The sequence below is a fragment of the Rhizobium sp. BK619 genome (assembly GCF_014195245.1).
GTDB classification, from domain to species: Bacteria; Pseudomonadota; Alphaproteobacteria; order Rhizobiales; family Rhizobiaceae; genus Rhizobium; species Rhizobium acidisoli.
Genome location: NZ_JACIBH010000007.1, coordinates 117899 through 133576, shown reverse-complemented (window position 1 = coordinate 133576; position 15678 = coordinate 117899). Strand labels below are relative to the sequence as shown.

General features: G+C 62.0%; 13 protein-coding genes. 12 read left to right on the top strand and 1 reads right to left on the bottom strand.

What is annotated here, in order from left to right; all coding sequences use genetic code 11:
• Positions 1-82 precede the first annotated feature (82 nt).
• Both FHX14_RS14930 and FHX14_RS14925 read left to right on the top strand, forming a co-directional pair.
• Positions 83-736 carry a thiamine phosphate synthase gene (locus FHX14_RS14930; protein WP_003585734.1) on the top strand — a complete coding sequence of 218 codons (654 nt, stop codon included), beginning with the start codon at positions 83-85 and terminating at the stop codon, positions 734-736.
• Positions 737-746: 10 nt separating this feature from the next.
• The gene (locus FHX14_RS14925; RefSeq protein WP_184377649.1) at positions 747-1829 is read left to right on the top strand and encodes a tetratricopeptide repeat protein; all 1083 of its coding nucleotides are present in this window, start codon (positions 747-749) and stop codon (positions 1827-1829) included.
• Between the two features lie 38 nt (positions 1830-1867).
• Here FHX14_RS14925 and FHX14_RS14920 read toward each other — a convergent pair whose 3' ends face one another.
• On the bottom strand, positions 1868-3610 hold the full coding sequence (locus tag FHX14_RS14920; protein WP_184377756.1) for a chemotaxis protein: 1743 nt from the start codon (positions 3608-3610) through the stop codon (positions 1868-1870).
• A gap of 341 nt (positions 3611-3951) precedes the next feature.
• On the opposite strand from FHX14_RS14920, the gene FHX14_RS14915 reads away from it, so the two are divergent.
• The 10 genes from FHX14_RS14915 (at position 3952) to FHX14_RS14870 (ending at position 15568) form a co-directional block, all read left to right on the top strand.
• Positions 3952-4281: an STAS domain-containing protein gene (locus FHX14_RS14915; protein ID WP_184377648.1), complete on the top strand. Its 330-nt coding sequence runs from the start codon at positions 3952-3954 to the stop codon at positions 4279-4281.
• A complete protein-coding gene (locus tag FHX14_RS14910; protein WP_184377647.1) occupies positions 4278-4646 on the top strand; it encodes a response regulator in 369 nt (122 codons plus the stop codon). Before FHX14_RS14915 ends, FHX14_RS14910 begins: the two co-directional genes overlap by 4 nt.
• Positions 4643-6682, top strand: coding sequence for a chemotaxis protein CheA (locus FHX14_RS14905; protein WP_184377646.1), 2040 nt, complete (start codon positions 4643-4645; stop codon positions 6680-6682). Before FHX14_RS14910 ends, FHX14_RS14905 begins: the two co-directional genes overlap by 4 nt.
• Positions 6679-7191: a chemotaxis protein CheW gene (locus FHX14_RS14900; RefSeq protein ID WP_003585722.1), complete on the top strand. Its 513-nt coding sequence runs from the start codon at positions 6679-6681 to the stop codon at positions 7189-7191. Before FHX14_RS14905 ends, FHX14_RS14900 begins: the two co-directional genes overlap by 4 nt.
• A gap of 32 nt (positions 7192-7223) precedes the next feature.
• Positions 7224-8933: a methyl-accepting chemotaxis protein gene (locus tag FHX14_RS14895; protein ID WP_184377645.1), complete on the top strand. Its 1710-nt coding sequence runs from the start codon at positions 7224-7226 to the stop codon at positions 8931-8933.
• 216 nt (positions 8934-9149) lie between these two features.
• Positions 9150-11072, top strand: coding sequence for a methyl-accepting chemotaxis protein (locus FHX14_RS14890; RefSeq protein ID WP_184377644.1), 1923 nt, complete (start codon positions 9150-9152; stop codon positions 11070-11072).
• Between the two features lie 216 nt (positions 11073-11288).
• On the top strand, positions 11289-13097 hold the full coding sequence (locus FHX14_RS14885; RefSeq protein WP_184377643.1) for a methyl-accepting chemotaxis protein: 1809 nt from the start codon (positions 11289-11291) through the stop codon (positions 13095-13097).
• A gap of 2 nt (positions 13098-13099) precedes the next feature.
• Positions 13100-13576 (top strand): chemotaxis protein CheW, encoded by a 477-nt coding sequence (locus tag FHX14_RS14880; protein ID WP_003590275.1) that lies wholly within the window; start codon positions 13100-13102, stop codon positions 13574-13576.
• 29 nt (positions 13577-13605) lie between these two features.
• Positions 13606-14463 (top strand): CheR family methyltransferase, encoded by an 858-nt coding sequence (locus FHX14_RS14875; protein WP_054185081.1) that lies wholly within the window; start codon positions 13606-13608, stop codon positions 14461-14463.
• A 7-nt stretch (positions 14464-14470) separates the two neighbouring features.
• Positions 14471-15568 carry a chemotaxis response regulator protein-glutamate methylesterase gene (locus FHX14_RS14870; protein WP_003590277.1) on the top strand — a complete coding sequence of 366 codons (1098 nt, stop codon included), beginning with the start codon at positions 14471-14473 and terminating at the stop codon, positions 15566-15568.
• Positions 15569-15678: the final 110 nt, after the last annotated feature.

The window sequence follows — 15678 nt, the reverse complement described above, 5'->3', positions numbered from 1 at the left end:
CTCGTCTAACGGAACTACTCACACAAAACGAGTGCGGATCCCTCCTCTCAACGGGGAATTCGCGAGGAAACGGAAAGACCTGATGACCGAACCGGAAAACCGCTGCCGCCTTGTGCTCATCGTACCCGATATTGCCGATGCCGATGAACAGGCAAGGATCGTTGCCGACGCGCTGAAGGGCGGCGATGTCGCCTCGGTGATCGTGCCGCAATACGGGCTTGACGACGGTACCTTCCAGAAACATGCGGAGAAGCTAGTGCCGCTGATCCAGGATGCCGGGGCGGCCGCCTTGATTGCAGGCGACAGCCGCGTGGCGGGACGGGCAAAGGCCGACGGCCTGCACCTTTCCGGCAATGCCGAGGCACTTTCGGAAGCGATCGAAAAACATGCGCCGAAGCTGATCGTCGGCGGCGGCAACGCAGCCGACCGGCACAACGCGCTTGAGATCGGCGAAGCCAGGCCGGACTATATTTTCTTCGGCAAGCTCGACGGCGATATCAAGCCGGAGGCACATCCGAAGAACCTTGCGCTCGGCGAATGGTGGGCCTCGATGATCGAGATTCCCTGCATCGTCATGGGCGGTACCGATCCGGCCTCTGCGCTTGCCGTCGCCGAGACCGGAGCGGAATTCGTGGCGCTGCGGCTGGCTGTCTTCGGCGAGCCCAACCGGGCGCCGTCTATCGTCGCCGAAGTCAACGCTTTGCTTGACGAAAAAGCGCCACGGTTTGAGGATTGAAATCGCGCTCATGCCGATCCCCACCGCCCGCCCGTTGAAATTTATCCTTGCCAGCATGGCCGCCTTCGTTGCGGCCGGACCGGCTGTCGTCTTGGCGCAGGCCACCGACAGCGTCATCAGCCAGCCGGGCTCGGCCCCGGCCTCGACCTTCCGCACCGACCGGCCTTCCGCTCCGGGTGTGCGGCCCTCCGATGGTGTCGGCGTGTTCGACCGCATGGGTGCGAAGCTGCCGGACCTGCCGCCGGAGAAGGATTACAAGGGACCTGTCGACGAGGCTTACGGCGCCTTCCAGCGCGGTTATTACCTGACGGCAATGGACAAGGCGCTGCCGCGCGCTCAACTCGGCGATGCAGCGGCGCAGACGCTGATCGGCGAAATCCTCTCGCAGGGGCTTGGTGTCAAGAAGGACGTCAAGAACGCCGCCTTCTGGTACGGCAAGGCGGCCGAAGGCGGCGATGCGGCGGCAATGTTCAAATATGCGCTGATCCTGATGGAAGGCCAGGGTGTGCCGCGCGACAAGGTCAAGGCCGACGACTACATGCGCAAGGCGGCCGAGGCCGGCAATCCTTCGGCGGAATTCAACTGGGCGCAGCTTGTCATCGCCGATCATCCCGGCGATACGGGACTGAAGCTCGCGCTGCCATTCTACGAGAAATCGGCCGAGCAGGGCATTGCCGATTCGCAATATGCCGTGGCGCAGATCTATGCGACGCTGAAGGACTTGCCTGAGGAAAAGAAGCAGCTCGCCCGCGAGTGGATGGCACGTGCGGCGCGCGCCGGTTTCGACACGGCCCAGCTCGATCTCGGCATCTGGCTCGTCAACGGCGTCGGCGGGTCGAAGGATTACGTCAAGGGCTTCGAATGGCTGAAGCTTGCCGCCAATGGCGGCAATGTCGTCGCTCAGAACAAGCTCGCCCACCTTTATATCAATGCCATCGGCACGGCGCCCAACCCGGTCGAGGCGGCGAAGTGGTACGTCCTGTCGCGCCGGGCGGGGCTCGCCGATCCGTCGCTCGAGGATTTCTATCTCGGCATCGAGGACGATCAGCAGAAGGCGGCGATCGAGGCCGCCAACAAGTTCCGGCGGCGATAAATTACGGCGTCCTTTGCGGGTCCCAACCGAGAACGATTTTAAAACAGCGCGTCGGCGAAAAGATCCTCGTCGTTTTCGGCTTTGACGGTCTCGGCGGGCGCCGGGATGCTGTCTTCGCAGGCCGGGATGATGTCGCGGTGAATGCTGCGCTCCTGGACCATCGTATAGTGTTTGAAGATCTTGCGGTCGAGCGGAGCGATCGCATCAGTAAGATCGGAGATATCGGCGACCTCGGTGCCGGCGGCGCTTTCGAGCAGATCGGCGCAGCGGGCAAAGACTTCGCCGAGATCGCGCTGGAAATCGAGCTTGCCGATCAGCAGGCTGATCTTGGTGGCGACCTCGCGGCCGTTCTCGGCGAGCACCTTCAGCTCATTTTCCATCGTATTGGCTGCGGTGCGGATGTTACCGACGGCCGATGTCAGGCTTTCTCCCAGACCGCCGGTCCCGACATCGGCGGCGGGGGTGACGCGCCCGGCCGCGGCTTCGAGTGCCGGCAGGCCGGTGACGATGGCGTCGGCAGATTCGTCGAGCTTGCCGGCGAAGATGCGCAGCTCGGCGGTGACGACGTTGATCGATCTGCCTTCCTCGCCGAGGCGGCTGCAGCGTAGGTTGGTGTTCAAAGCCATATAGTGAATGTCGGTCTTGACGGCGCGGATGTTGGCGATCGCTTCGGAGAGCTTGGCAGCCGTGCCGATCGTCGACTGGCTCACCTGGTCGGCCTGGCGGCTTGCCGTGTCGACCTGCTGGACGATTTCGTGGGCGGCCGAAACGCTGGATTCCAGCGCGCGCATGAAATTGCCGCCGGCTTCGCCGCTCGCACCGCTCATCTGGTCGCGCAGCTTGAGGATCTCCCGCATGTCGTGGTCGAAACTGGCGATCGTCTTGACGACATTCTCCGAATCCCGCTGGAAATTGGCACACATGTCGCTCATCTGCGCTGCTGTGAGATGGTGGATGACATTCTGCAGGCGCTTGCGCGCGCCGGCATCGAGCTTCGCGCCCTCCTCGCCGGCAAAGAATTCCTCAAGCAGCGAAAGGGTGGCCTGCACATGCTCGATGCGCTGGCGGGTAATGTCGCCGATCTGCAGCGCAGACAGCGTCGAGGCGACCTTGCTCTGGACGCCGCGGGCAATCGCGCCGACCTCGCGGGCGACGATGCCGAGATGCTTACGGTGTTCGGCGATCTTGGCGGCATCGGCGCGCAGGGCGGCGGCAACGGCCGGAACGGTATCGGCGTAACCCTTGGAGACGCTGGCGCCGAAGGAGGCGGCGAGTTTGACCTCCTTGTCGAGGCTGTCGAGATGGGTGGCGAAACGGTTGACTTCATCGGTGCCGGAATAGATTCGCTCCAGGATCTCCTGTGCGAAGCCGGCGAATTCGGCAAGGCCGGCGCCGGTGATCTTCACGGTGACGGCGAAGGTTCTGAGATAACGCATCGTCTCCTGCATGTCGGAGACATGCTTGCGCAGTTCCCTGCCGGTCTGCGCCAGCGAGACGAGCGCCTGCTGGCGGTTTTCCTCAGTGACCGGCAGCGCCGTCAGGCTCTCCACGGTGGCACGGAGATCGGCGCCGGTATCGCTCGACTCCCCATTGTCGAGCGCTGCGGTGACACTCTCAAGAGAATTCAACAGACGGTTGAGAACATCCATCACCGAAAGCAGGACCGTGCCGCCTTCGAGAAAACGCTCCTCGACCCGGCTGCGGGCGGATTCCAGGGTCCGGCCGATGTCCCGTCCGGATGTGTAGGCTGCAGCGGTCGGCGATACCAGAGCGTGTGCCAACATTTATCCCTTTTCTTAAACACAGGCATATTCGACTCTCGTTTTACGGGCAGGATGGAAACGTCCGGTAAACGCGCCGGACTCGTCAGCGTTGTGATTAACGAAAGATGTGGATGGCGCGCCACCCCAGCCTCGTGGCCGGGTAATATTGCTTAACCCACTGCTTTTATTTTATTTGTTTCTAAATTTGGAGAAAAAAATACAACTTATTCCGGATGAGAATTCGGAGTCTCAAGACTCGTTATACGGCAGTTTCCTACAACCGCTGTTTACCCCGCATTAACGCTGCCGTGAGAGTCCTTTTAGGGCCGTCAAGTATTTCTCTGGCCGGGGAGGCTGCGTTGGACACTCCTAAACAATATTACGAATCTATAAATTTGCCTGACGTGCTGAGTATTCGCTCCGCGTCCGAACTATATTCAAAATTTATCGATGAATTTGATAGCAACGATACAATCGTAGTTAGCATTTCCGAAAGTGCGGAAGCCGATCTGAGTTTCATTCAGCTCATAGAGTCAGCGCGCCGCCAAGCAAAAGCTGACGGGAAAACGTTCAAACTTTCTATGCCTGCTCGCGGCTCGGTGCTCAAGGTACTTGAACGCGCAGGTTTCATTGAATCCTTCGATGAAGAAGACGAAAATTTCTGGTTGCATAAAGAGGTAAAGTTATGATTGCAAATATCCTGACTGTCGACGATTCCGCCAGCATCCGCCTGACCACCAAGGTCACGCTGAGCAATGCCGGTTACAGCGTCACCGAAGCCGCCGACGGGGCCGAAGGCCTGGCGACGGCCAAGGGTGGCCGCTTCGATCTGATCGTGACCGATCTCAATATGCCGGTCATGGACGGCCTGACGATGATCGAGGAGCTGCGGAAACTGCCGGGGCAGGCCGGCGTCCCGATCATCTTCCTGACGACGGAATCGGATGCGGATCTCAAGGCGCGCGCCAAGGCCGCCGGCGCGACGGGTTGGCTGACCAAGCCGTTCGATCCCGAACATCTCGTGAAGATCGTGAAGAAGGTTCTCGGACGATGAGCACGCTCGATCCCGTTGCCGTGTTCCGCATGGAGGCTGCCGAATGCCTTGACGCGATCGAGGCGGGTCTTCTCGACCTCACTCACCAGCTCGACAACAAGGATCTCGTCGACGCCGTGTTCCGCGGGCTTCACACGCTCAAGGGCTCCGGCGCGATGTTCGGTTTCGAGGCGCTCGCCGCGTTCACCCATCATTGCGAAACCGCCTTCGACCGCGTACGGAAGGGCGAGGTCGCCGCGACCAGCGAACTCGTCGCCGCCGTGCTTGCCGCCCAGGACCATATGCGCGCCCTCGTCGACCAGCCGGACGCCGATCACGGCGATACCGGCAGCAAGCTTCTGGCGCAGTTGCAGACGGCCGTCGGCGGCAAGCCGGCGGCGCCGGCTGCCGCACCGGCCGCTCTTGCCGCCCCCGCGGTCGTGCGTGAAGTGTCGGCGAAGAAGAAAAACAGCTGGCGCATCCGTTTCAGCCTGCCGGCCAACTCGATGGCCAACGGCACCAACCCGCTCGGCCTGCTGGACGAGCTGCGCGATCTCGGCGAATGCACCGTGCGCGCCAACACTTCGGCCATTCCGCCTCTTGGCGAGCTCATGCCGACGGAACTCCATATTTCCTGGGACGTGATGTTGGCCAGCGAGCAGGGCCGCTCAGCGATCGACGACGTCTTTATCTTCGTGCTCGACGATATGGAACTCAGCGTCGAGGAGATCGACGGGCCGGCGACGGTAAATGTTGCTCCGATTGAGCAAAAGACAGCACCTCTCCCCGTCGCCGCGGTCTCTGCGGCTGTTCCCGAGTTGCGTCCCGTCGAGGCGGTGCCGGCGAGGCGCGAGCCGCCTGCCGCCGTCAGCCAGGCGAAGGCGGCCGAGAATGTCCGCGTTCCGGCCGAGCGTCTCGATGAGCTGATGGACCGCGTCGGCGAGCTCGTCATCGCGCAGTCGCGTCTCAGCCAGCTTGCCAGCGCCAGCGCCGATATCGCGCTGCGCTCCGTCTCGGAAGAAATCGAACGCCTGTCCGGTGAATTGCGCGACACGATGATGGTGCTGCGCATGGTGCCGGTCGCAACCCTGTTCTCCCGTTTCCGCCGCCTCGTCCACGATCTCGCCCGCGAAACCGGCAAGGTGATCGAGCTGGTGACGGAGGGCGAGAGCACCGAAGTCGACAAGACGGTCATCGAGCGGCTGGCCGATCCGCTGGTGCATCTGGTGCGCAATTCGATCGATCATGGCCTCGAAATGCCTGCCGACCGCCTTGCCGCCGGCAAGACCCAAGCCGGCACGGTGACGCTTTCGGCCCGTCAGGCCGGTGGCGAGGTGATCATCTCGATCAAGGACGACGGCCGCGGCATCAATCGCGAACGGGTTCGCGCCAAGGCGGAATCCTCCGGCCTTATCCACCCCGGCCAGCCACTGTCCGATCCCGAGCTGCTGCAGTTGATCTTCGCTCCCGGCTTCTCGACGGCCGCGGCAATCACCAACCTGTCCGGCCGCGGCGTCGGTATGGACGTGGTCAAGAAGACGGTCGAAGCGCTTCGCGGCGCGATCGACATCGTCAGCGTGCCGGGACAGGGCTCGGAAGTGTCGCTGCGCATCCCGCTGACGCTTGCCATCATCGACGGCCTGCTGGTGCGTGTCGGTTCCGGCCGTTACGTCATCCCGCTCTCGGCGGTCGAGGAATGCCTCGAACTTTCGCTCGAGGAAGATCTTCGCTCGCGCGGCCGCAGCTTCATCTCGCTGCGCGACAGCCTGGTGCCGTTCCTGCGCCTGCGCGACCTCTTCCGCACCGGCACCAAACCCGACGTCCACCAGAAGGTCGTCGTCATCTCCACAGGCACGGAGCGCGTCGGCCTCGTCGTCGACCAGATCATCGGCGACCACCAGACGGTCATCAAGTCGATGTCGAAACTGCATAACGACGTCGCGACCTTCTCGGGCGCGACCATTCTCGGCGACGGCAGCGTCGCTCTCATTCTCGACGTCGGGCACCTAGTTGCCGCGGGTCAGCAACAGGAGGCGCAATTGCGGGTAGCAGGATGAGCGCAACAGCAGCGACAGCCGAACGATTTGACAATCATTGGAGCTATGCCGAGGAAGTCGAGGTGCTGACCTTCGATCTCAACGGCGAGACCTTCGCGCTGGAAGCGGTCATCGTCCAGGAAATCCTGGACCTGCTTCCGGAGACCGCAGTGCCGGGAAGCCAGCCCTTCGTCGCCAGCGTTATCAACTTCCGCGGCAAAGTCATTCCGCTCGCCGATCTGCGTCTTGCCTTCGGGATGGAGGCAGCGGAGGCGACGATCGATAGCCGCATCATCGTCATCGAGATCGATCTGCAGGGCGAGCAGACGCTCGTCGGGCTCAGGACCGACAAGGTGAACGAGGTGACGACACTTGCAAAATCCGCGAGCGAGGCGCCGCCGAGCATCGGCATGCGCTGGCGCGCCGACTACATCAACTGCCTGGTGAAGAGGGGCGGGGAGTTCATCATTCTCCCGAATCTCCAGGCCATTTTTTCATCGAGGCATAAGGCGGCGGGAGCCGCCAGTTGAGGCCGGATGAATTCAAACTTGGGGGTTTGACGATGCGAATGACAATAAAGACGAAACTGGTGACGGCGTTCACCTTTATCATTCTGATGCTGGTGGGTACCGCCGCCTACGGTGTCCTCAGCCTTGGATCGCTGAACGACACGATCGATAGACTTCTCTCCGGCCCGGCAGCCCGTCTCGATCTCGCGCAGCAGATCAACATTGCCCAGCTCGAGGCCATCCGCCAGCAGAAGAACCTGCTCACCGCCCGGACCGCGGATGAGACGGCCGGTTCGATCGCAAAGGGCGATCAGGCCCGCAAGGACTTCGCCGACGCTTTCGGCCAGGTGCTCGCGCTGGCAACGGAAGAGGGCAAGGCGCGCTGGGCGCGCATCGCCGAGCTTTCCAAGACGTTCAATGCAGCCGACGATCAGATCCGCGACTATGTGAAAGCCGGCAATGCCGAAGGCGCGAATACGATTTCCGTTACCACGGCGCGGGCTGCTGCCAACGACATCGACGCAACGCTCAGCGAAATCCTGACCCTTGAAAAGCAGCGCATGAAGGCTGCCGACGACGGTGCCGAAGCGCAATATATGACGACACGCACGACGATGGTTGCGGTGGCCGCCGCAGCTCTGCTGATCGCCGCCGTCACCGCCTTCTGGATTGCCAACTCGATCAGCAAGGGCCTCAACCGCGCCAACAATGTGGTGCGCGAAGTGTCGGAAGGCGATCTGACGAAGATGGCCGATATCACCAGCCACGATGAAATCGGCGCGCTTCTGGGCAACGTCAACACGATGATCGAACGCCTGCGCGGTGTCGTCGCCGACGCCTTGTCGGCTGCCGACAACGTCTCTTCCGGCAGCCAGCAGCTTTCGGCAAGTTCGGAACAGGTGTCGCAGGGCGCCACCGAACAGGCCGCTTCGGCTGAAGAGGCCTCCGCTTCGATGGAGCAAATGGCCGCCAACATCAAGCAGAATGCCGATAATGCCGCGCAGACGGAAAAGATCGCCCGCCAGTCGGCCAAGGATGCCGAGATGAGCGGTGAGGCGGTGACACGCGCTGTCGACGCCATGCGCACGATCGCCCAGAAGATCAGCATCGTCCAGGAAATCGCCCGCCAGACCGATCTGCTGGCGCTCAATGCCGCCGTCGAGGCGGCGCGTGCCGGCGAACACGGCAAGGGTTTTGCGGTCGTCGCTTCGGAAGTGCGCAAGCTTGCCGAACGCAGCCAGTCGGCCGCCGCCGAAATCAGCTCGATGTCGAGCGATACGGTCAAGGCTGCAGCCGATGCCGGCGACATGCTCGGCCGGCTGGTGCCCGATATCCGCAAGACGGCCGAGCTGGTCTCCGAGATCAGTGCGGCCTGCCGCGAACAGGATATCGGCGCCTCGCAGATCAACGAAGCGATCCAGCAGCTGGACAAGGTGACGCAGCAGAATGCCGGCGCTTCCGAGCAGATGTCTGCGACCTCGGAAGAACTCGCGAGCCAGGCGGAGGAACTGCAGACCTCGATCGCCTTCTTCAAGGTCGATACGGCGGGCAGCGTGCGGCCCGACGCCCGCAAGGTGCAGCCAAAAGCTTCGCCCAAGGGTCTCCAGTCCCCTGCCTCTGCCCGCAAGCCCGCTCCGCAAGCCTACGGACAGGGCCGCGGCCAGACGGTTTCGGCTCAGCAGCAGCGTCTCAAGGGCTTTGCCCTCGACATGTCGATGGGCGGTCCAGACGCCGGCGATGACGACTTCAGGGAGAGCGCATAGCGCTTTCGCCAATGTGATCCTCGGGTTGCCCCAGCGACCCGAGGCGGGAATATCCCCCAACGCGTGTAGGCGTTGGTGCTGCGATCGATAGATGTCGGCCACCGGGAAGCGAATGAAGTCGCTTGTCCCCTTTCAGACACATCCTTCCAAGCTCGACGTCCCGCCAGGGGGACATGTCTCTCTCCATTCGTTTTGACCGCAAATCGGGGGTATCACATGCGTTTCACCATCAAACTCAAACTGGGCCTTGCCTTCGGCATCATGACGCTGCTGCTGATCGGCATCGCCGTCTACGGAAGCATGAGTCTCGGGACTTTGAATGATGCAAGCGGCCAGATGATCAACGGCTCAGTCCGTCGTCTGGAGCTGGCACTGACCGCCAATGTTGCCGAAGTCAACGCCATTCGTTCCCAGAAGAACGCACTTCTCTCCACCGATCCCGAAACTGCTGCCGGTTTCTATAGGGACGCCGACCAATACCTGCAGGAGATGTTCGGCGCCGTCGACAGCGGTCTTGCCATCGCCTTGCCGGAGGGGAAGCCATATTGGGAGAAGTTGCAGACGATCGGCGCGAAGTTCCGCGAAAGATCCGCCGAACTGCAGCAACTTGACGCAAAAGGTGACCAAGCCGGCGCGCTGGCCCTTTCACTGGGTGACCTGAGAACAATGACCGACGATATGGGCACTGCAATCGCGGCTCTCGTCGAAATCCAGCGCAAAGGAATGAAGGCGACCGCTGCTTCAAACACTGAGCTCTATGGCTCGACCAAGCTGATCCTCGGCAGTGCTTCCGGCATTGCAGTGCTCATCGCGCTCGGCGCCGCCTTGTGGATTACCCTTGGTATCAACAATGGTCTGCGAAAGATCACGATGGTCGCAAACGCCGTCGCAATCGGTGACCTCAACCAGAAAGTCGATGTCAAGACCAACGACGAGATCAAGGATCTTATCGATACGGTGAACGCCATGACCACCAATCTGCGCGCCACGGCGGCCCTTGCCGACCAGATCGCAATGGGTGACCTCAGCACCGATGCAAAGCCGCTTTCGGACAAAGATGCGCTCGGCATCGCCATGCAGAGCATGATCTCCAACCTTAGAACCACCGCCGGCATCGCCGATCAGATCGCAAACGGCGACCTGACGGTGTCCCCGAAGCCACTCTCCGACAAGGATGCGCTTGGCCTCGCCCTGGAGCAGATGGTCGAGCGCCTGCGCGGCGTCGTTGCCGATGCGATCTCAGCGGCGGAAAATGTCTCTTCCGGCAGCCAGGAGCTTTCAGCAAGCTCCGAGCAGGTATCGCAGGGCGCTACCGAACAGGCGGCTTCCGCCGAAGAAGCTTCTGCCTCGATGGAAGAGATGGCGTCGAACATCAAGCAGAATGCCGATAATGCGGCCCAGACGGAAAAGATTGCTCGCCAGTCGGCAAAGGATGCGGAAGCCAGCGGCGAGGCCGTTTCCCGGGCCGTCGATGCCATGCGCACGATCGCCCAGAAGATCGGCATCGTCCAGGAGATCGCCCGCCAGACCGATCTGCTGGCTCTCAATGCCGCTGTGGAAGCGGCGCGTGCCGGTGAACACGGCAAGGGCTTTGCGGTCGTGGCCTCCGAGGTGCGCAAGCTTGCCGAACGCAGCCAGTCGGCCGCCGCCGAAATCAGCGCCATGTCGAGCGATACCGTGACGGCGGCCCAGGAAGCGGGCGAGATGCTTGGCCGGCTGGTGCCCGATATCCGCAAGACGGCTGAGCTGGTTTCCGAGATCAGTGCCGCCTGCCGCGAACAGGATATCGGGGCTGCGCAGATCAACGAAGCGATCCAGCAGCTCGACAAGGTGACGCAGCAGAATGCTGGCGCTTCCGAGCAGATGTCTGCGACCTCGGAAGAACTTGCGAGCCAGGCCGAGGAACTGCAGACCTCGATCGCCTTCTTCAAGGTCGACACGACGAGTGGGCAGCGCGAGCGCGCGCCGGCCGCAAAAGTCACTGCTCGCAGCCGGGTCCAAGCCACACCGCGCAAAACGGGCGGCAAGGCGCCGGCCAATACGGTCGCCGGCCAGCAGGCCCGCGTGAAGGGATTTGCCCTCGATATGTCGATGGGCGGTCCCGACACCGTTGATGACGAGTTTCGGGAGAGCGCGTGAGCGCTCCCTTGGGGAACGCTTAGCTGCTCCCCTTCGCAGCTGTCGTGGGCCGGCTAGCATGGCCCGCGGCGTAGGCTCCTGGTGTTCGCCGGGCGCCGGAAATAAAAGTCCGCCGATTTTTGGCGGCCTGTCCTGCCTGCCGGAATTTCTTTTGCTGCATGATGCCGCGCCCCCCGGTCCACATTTATTGCTTCGCTCTCTGAGAGGAATATTGAGATGCGTATTACGATCAAACTTAAGCTCGCAGCCGCATTCGGCTTTGTCATATTATTGCTGGTGGGCAGCGCGGTTTACGGAATTATCAGCCTCAGCTCGCTGAACGACGCTGTCGGCGACCTTGTTTCCGGTCCTGCAAAAAGGCTGGAACTGGCCTTGGAAGCGAAGACGGCCGAGCTCAACGCCGTCCGCTGGCAGAAGAACGCCCTTCTGGAAATGGATCCCGAAATCGCCAGGAAGGACTATCAGAATTCGGCGAAAAGCGTGGATGAAATGCTTACCCTCGTAACGAGTGGCCTGCAGCTCGCAACCGCCGAGGGCAAGCCCAATTGGGACAGGCTGGTCGAACTTGCCAAGCGCTTCGACGAAGGCTCCAACAAAGTTGCTTCCGCGCAGGAGAGCGGCGACAGGGCAGGTGCCGTGGCGCTTTCCTCGGGGGAGGTTCGCGCCCTCGTCGTGGAAATGGAGGATGTTTTTGGAAGACTCGTCGCGCTTCAGCAGAAGTCGATGGCGCAAGCCGATAACGACACCGACGTTCTTTATAGTTCGACGAAGACCATGTTGATCGGCATCGCAATCGGGGCTTCCGTCATCGCTTTTGCGGCTGCGCTGTGGATCGCGCTCGGCGTCAACAGCGGCCTGCGCAAGATCATGAACGTCGCCAGCGCTGTTGCCATCGGCGACCTGAACCAGAAGGTCGAGATCAAGAGCAACGATGAGATCAAGGATCTGGTCAACATGATAAACACGATGACTGATAACCTTCGCGTCACCGCTGACATCGCCGCGCGGATCGCCGGCGGTGACCTGACGGTGTCTCCGAAGCCGCTTTCGGAGAAGGATACGCTCGGCATTGCGCTCGAGCAGATGGTCGAACGCCTGCGCGGCGTCGTCGCCGATGCGATCGTGGCCGCCGAAAATGTTTCGGCCGGCAGCCAGGAACTTTCGGCAAGCTCGGAACAGGTATCGCAGGGCGCCAGCGAACAGGCGGCTTCCGCCGAAGAGGCCTCCGCATCGATGGAGGAGATGGCCGCCAACATCAAGCAGAATGCCGACAATGCGGCGCAGACGGAAAAGATCGCCCGCCAGTCGGCCAAGGATGCGGAGATGAGCGGCGAAGCGGTGTCGCGCGCCGTGCAGGCGATGCGGACCATCGCCGAGAAGATCGGCATCGTCCAGGAAATCGCCCGCCAGACCGACCTGCTGGCGCTCAACGCCGCCGTCGAGGCGGCGCGTGCCGGCGAGCACGGCAAGGGTTTTGCGGTCGTCGCCTCCGAGGTACGCAAGCTTGCCGAACGCAGCCAATCGGCTGCCGCCGAAATCAGCTCGATGTCTGGCGACACGGTCAAGGCCGCCCAGGACGCGGGCGACATGCTCGGCCGGCTGGTGCCCGATATCCGTAAAACGGCCGAGCTGGTTTCGGAGATCAGCGCCGCCTGCCGAGAACAGGATATCGGTGCCGGCCAGATCAACGAAGCGATCCAGCAGCTCGATCGGGTAACGCAGCAAAATGCAGGCGCCTCCGAGCAAATGTCTGCGACATCGGAAGAGCTCGCGAGCCAAGCGGAAGAACTGCAGACGTCGATCGCCTTCTTCAAGGTCGATACGGCAGGCGATCGCCAATCCCGCATGCCGGCAGCCAGGGTAACGGTCCGCAGCTCGGCGCCCGTCGCCGGCCGCAGCCTCGGCGGCAGGAAGCTCGCCGCCAACAGCGTTGCTGGTCAGCAAGCGCGGGCAAAGGGCTTCGCTCTCGATCTCTCCATGGGCGGTCCCGATGATAGGGACGTCGAATTTAAGGAAAGCGCCTGATCATGGCTCCAACATCTCTGGAAGCGCAATTCGTGACCTTCAGCCTCGGCGAGGAGATTTTCGCCGTGCCGGTCGAGGTCGTCCGGGAAATCCTCGACTATGCGGAAGCTTTCAAGATTCCGAATGGTCCCGACTATCTGCTCGGCCTGCGCGATGTGCGCGGGCAGGGCGTGCCGACGATCGATCTTCGATTGAAGCTCGGCATGACGAAGACCGAGCCGACACCGCATACGCGGGTGCTCGTCCTCGACGTGCCGATGGAAAGCCGGCTTCTCACTCTCGGCCTCGTTGCCGACCGCGTCTTCGAGGTCACGCCGTTTCGGCGTGACCAGATCGAGGCGGCGCCCGATATCGGTGTGCGCTGGCGTTCGGACTATATCGCCGGCGTCGTTCGCCGTGAAAACGGCTTTGTCGTCATCATCGATCTCGCGCGGCTGCTGTCGCGCGAGGACGCCTCTGCACTGCAATCGGCGGCCTGACCGCCGCGTCACTCGGAGTATTGCGTTTCATGAGTATGGCAGCAGCGGTGGAAACCCAATTGCCGGGCGACCGGATCAGCAAGCGCAATTTCGACAAGCTTGCCCGGTTCATCTACGACTATAGCGGCATCAAGATGCCCCCGGCCAAGCTGACGATGCTCGAGGGGCGGCTGAGGCGCCGCCTTCGGGCAACCAATCATGCGACCTTCGACGATTATTGCGACTTCCTGTTCAATCAGGATGGCCTTGCCCAGGAAACCGTCTACCTGATCGACGTGGTGACGACCAACAAGACCGACTTCTTCCGCGAAGCCAAACATTTCGACTATATGCAGAGCGTGGCCTTGCCGGCGATCGCCGGCAGCGGCGTCCGCACCATTCGTACCTGGAGTTCGGCCTGCTCGACCGGCGCCGAACCCTATACGATGGCGATGGTGCTGGCGGAGTTTACCGAAGGCCGTAACGACGTCTCCTACAGCGTGCTGGCGACCGATCTTTCCACCGACGTGCTGCAGACGGCCCGCCGGGGCATCTACCCGGAAGATCTCATCGCGCCGGTGCCGCGCGACCTGCAGCGCAAATACGTGCTGACGGCCAAGCAGCCGGATCGGCGGGAGGTGCGCATCACGCCGAAACTGCGCAGCAGGATCGGCTTTGCCCGCATGAACCTGATGGACGAGAAATACCCGATCGGCGAGCCGATGCACGTCATCTTCTGCCGCAATGTGCTGATCTACTTCGACAAGCAGACTCAGGCCGGCGTGCTCAACCGCCTCTGCGATTGCCTGGCGAAGGGAGGGTACATGTTCATCGGCCATTCCGAATCGATCACCGGTTTCGATCTGCCGTTGAAGCAGGTCTCGAACACGGTGTTTCAGCGCATTTAGAGGCTTCATGGCTAAGAAAATCCGCGTTCTCATCATCGACGATTCCGCGAGCATCCGTCAGACACTGACGCATGTGCTGGAGCAGGATCCCGATATCGAGATCATGGCGGTGGCGTCCGACCCCTTCGTGGCGGCGCGCAAGCTGCTGGAAGAAATCCCCGACGTCATCACGCTCGATGTCGAGATGCCGCGCATGGATGGCATCACTTTCCTGCGCAAACTGATGGCGCAGCGGCCGATCCCTGTCGTGATGTGCTCGTCGCTGACGGAAGCCGGTTCGGAAACGCTGATCCAGGCGCTGGAGGCCGGCGCTGTCGACGTCATTTTGAAGTCGAAGATCGGGGCCGCCGACAGTCTTTCGGATGATGCGATACGCATTCGCGAAATCGTCAAGAGCGCCTCGCATGCTCGGCTTACCACCGTCCGCCGCGCTGCCGGAACCATCCGCTCGGCTTCGGCCGACGGGCCGACCAAAAAGCTGACGGCGGATGCGATGCTGCCGCCGCCGACGGGGCGGGCTATGGCGAAGACGACGGAAATGGTCGTCTGCGTCGGCGCCTCCACCGGCGGCACCGAAGCGCTGCGCGAGTTTCTGGAGGAGCTGCCGGCAAATGCGCCCGGCATGGTGATTGTCCAGCATATGCCGGAAAAATTCACCGCCGCCTTCGCCAAACGGCTGAACGGTCTCTGCGAGGTCGAGGTCAAGGAAGCCGTCGACGGCGATCCCGTGCTGCGCGGCCACGTGCTGATCGCGCCAGGCGACAAGCATATGCTGCTCGAACGCCAGGGTGCGCGCTATTATGTGAGCGTAAAGACCGGGCCGCTGGTATCGCGGCACCGGCCTTCCGTCGACGTGCTCTTTCGTTCGGCGGCGCGCTCGGCCGGCTCGAACGCCATGGGGATCATCATGACCGGCATGGGTGATGATGGTGCGCGCGGCATGCTGGAAATGCATGAGGTGGGCGCCTATACGGTGGCGCAGGACGAGGCGAGTTCGGTCGTTTTCGGCATGCCGAAAGAGGCGATCGCCAAGGGCGGGGTCGACCGTATCCTGCCGCTCGATCAGATCGCCCGCGAAGTGCTGATGGCGCAGCAGAAATTCTGAGACTGATTGTCCGATAGTCCAGTATCAATCCCGGTTTCCTGCACAGGATGGCAGCTATGCGCGCCGGCCCTTGAAATTTCCCTGATTTTGTGGTCTTGAGGCCGCCAATC

Excerpts from the sequence above, each read along its gene's own strand:
- FHX14_RS14890 (WP_184377644.1), top strand. The coding sequence starts at position 9,150 with ATGCGTTTCACCATCAAACTCAAACTGGGCCTTGCCTTCGGCATCATG.
- FHX14_RS14875 (WP_054185081.1), top strand. The coding sequence starts at position 13,606 with ATGAGTATGGCAGCAGCGGTGGAAACCCAATTGCCGGGCGACCGGATC.
- FHX14_RS14900 (WP_003585722.1), top strand. The coding sequence starts at position 6,679 with ATGAGCGCAACAGCAGCGACAGCCGAACGATTTGACAATCATTGGAGC.
- FHX14_RS14910 (WP_184377647.1), top strand. The coding sequence starts at position 4,278 with ATGATTGCAAATATCCTGACTGTCGACGATTCCGCCAGCATCCGCCTG.
- FHX14_RS14885 (WP_184377643.1), top strand. The coding sequence starts at position 11,289 with ATGCGTATTACGATCAAACTTAAGCTCGCAGCCGCATTCGGCTTTGTC.
- FHX14_RS14925 (WP_184377649.1), top strand. The coding sequence starts at position 747 with ATGCCGATCCCCACCGCCCGCCCGTTGAAATTTATCCTTGCCAGCATG.
- FHX14_RS14930 (WP_003585734.1), top strand. The coding sequence starts at position 83 with ATGACCGAACCGGAAAACCGCTGCCGCCTTGTGCTCATCGTACCCGAT.
- FHX14_RS14870 (WP_003590277.1), top strand. The coding sequence starts at position 14,471 with ATGGCTAAGAAAATCCGCGTTCTCATCATCGACGATTCCGCGAGCATC.
- FHX14_RS14895 (WP_184377645.1), top strand. The coding sequence starts at position 7,224 with ATGCGAATGACAATAAAGACGAAACTGGTGACGGCGTTCACCTTTATC.
- FHX14_RS14880 (WP_003590275.1), top strand. The coding sequence starts at position 13,100 with ATGGCTCCAACATCTCTGGAAGCGCAATTCGTGACCTTCAGCCTCGGC.
- FHX14_RS14905 (WP_184377646.1), top strand. The coding sequence starts at position 4,643 with ATGAGCACGCTCGATCCCGTTGCCGTGTTCCGCATGGAGGCTGCCGAA.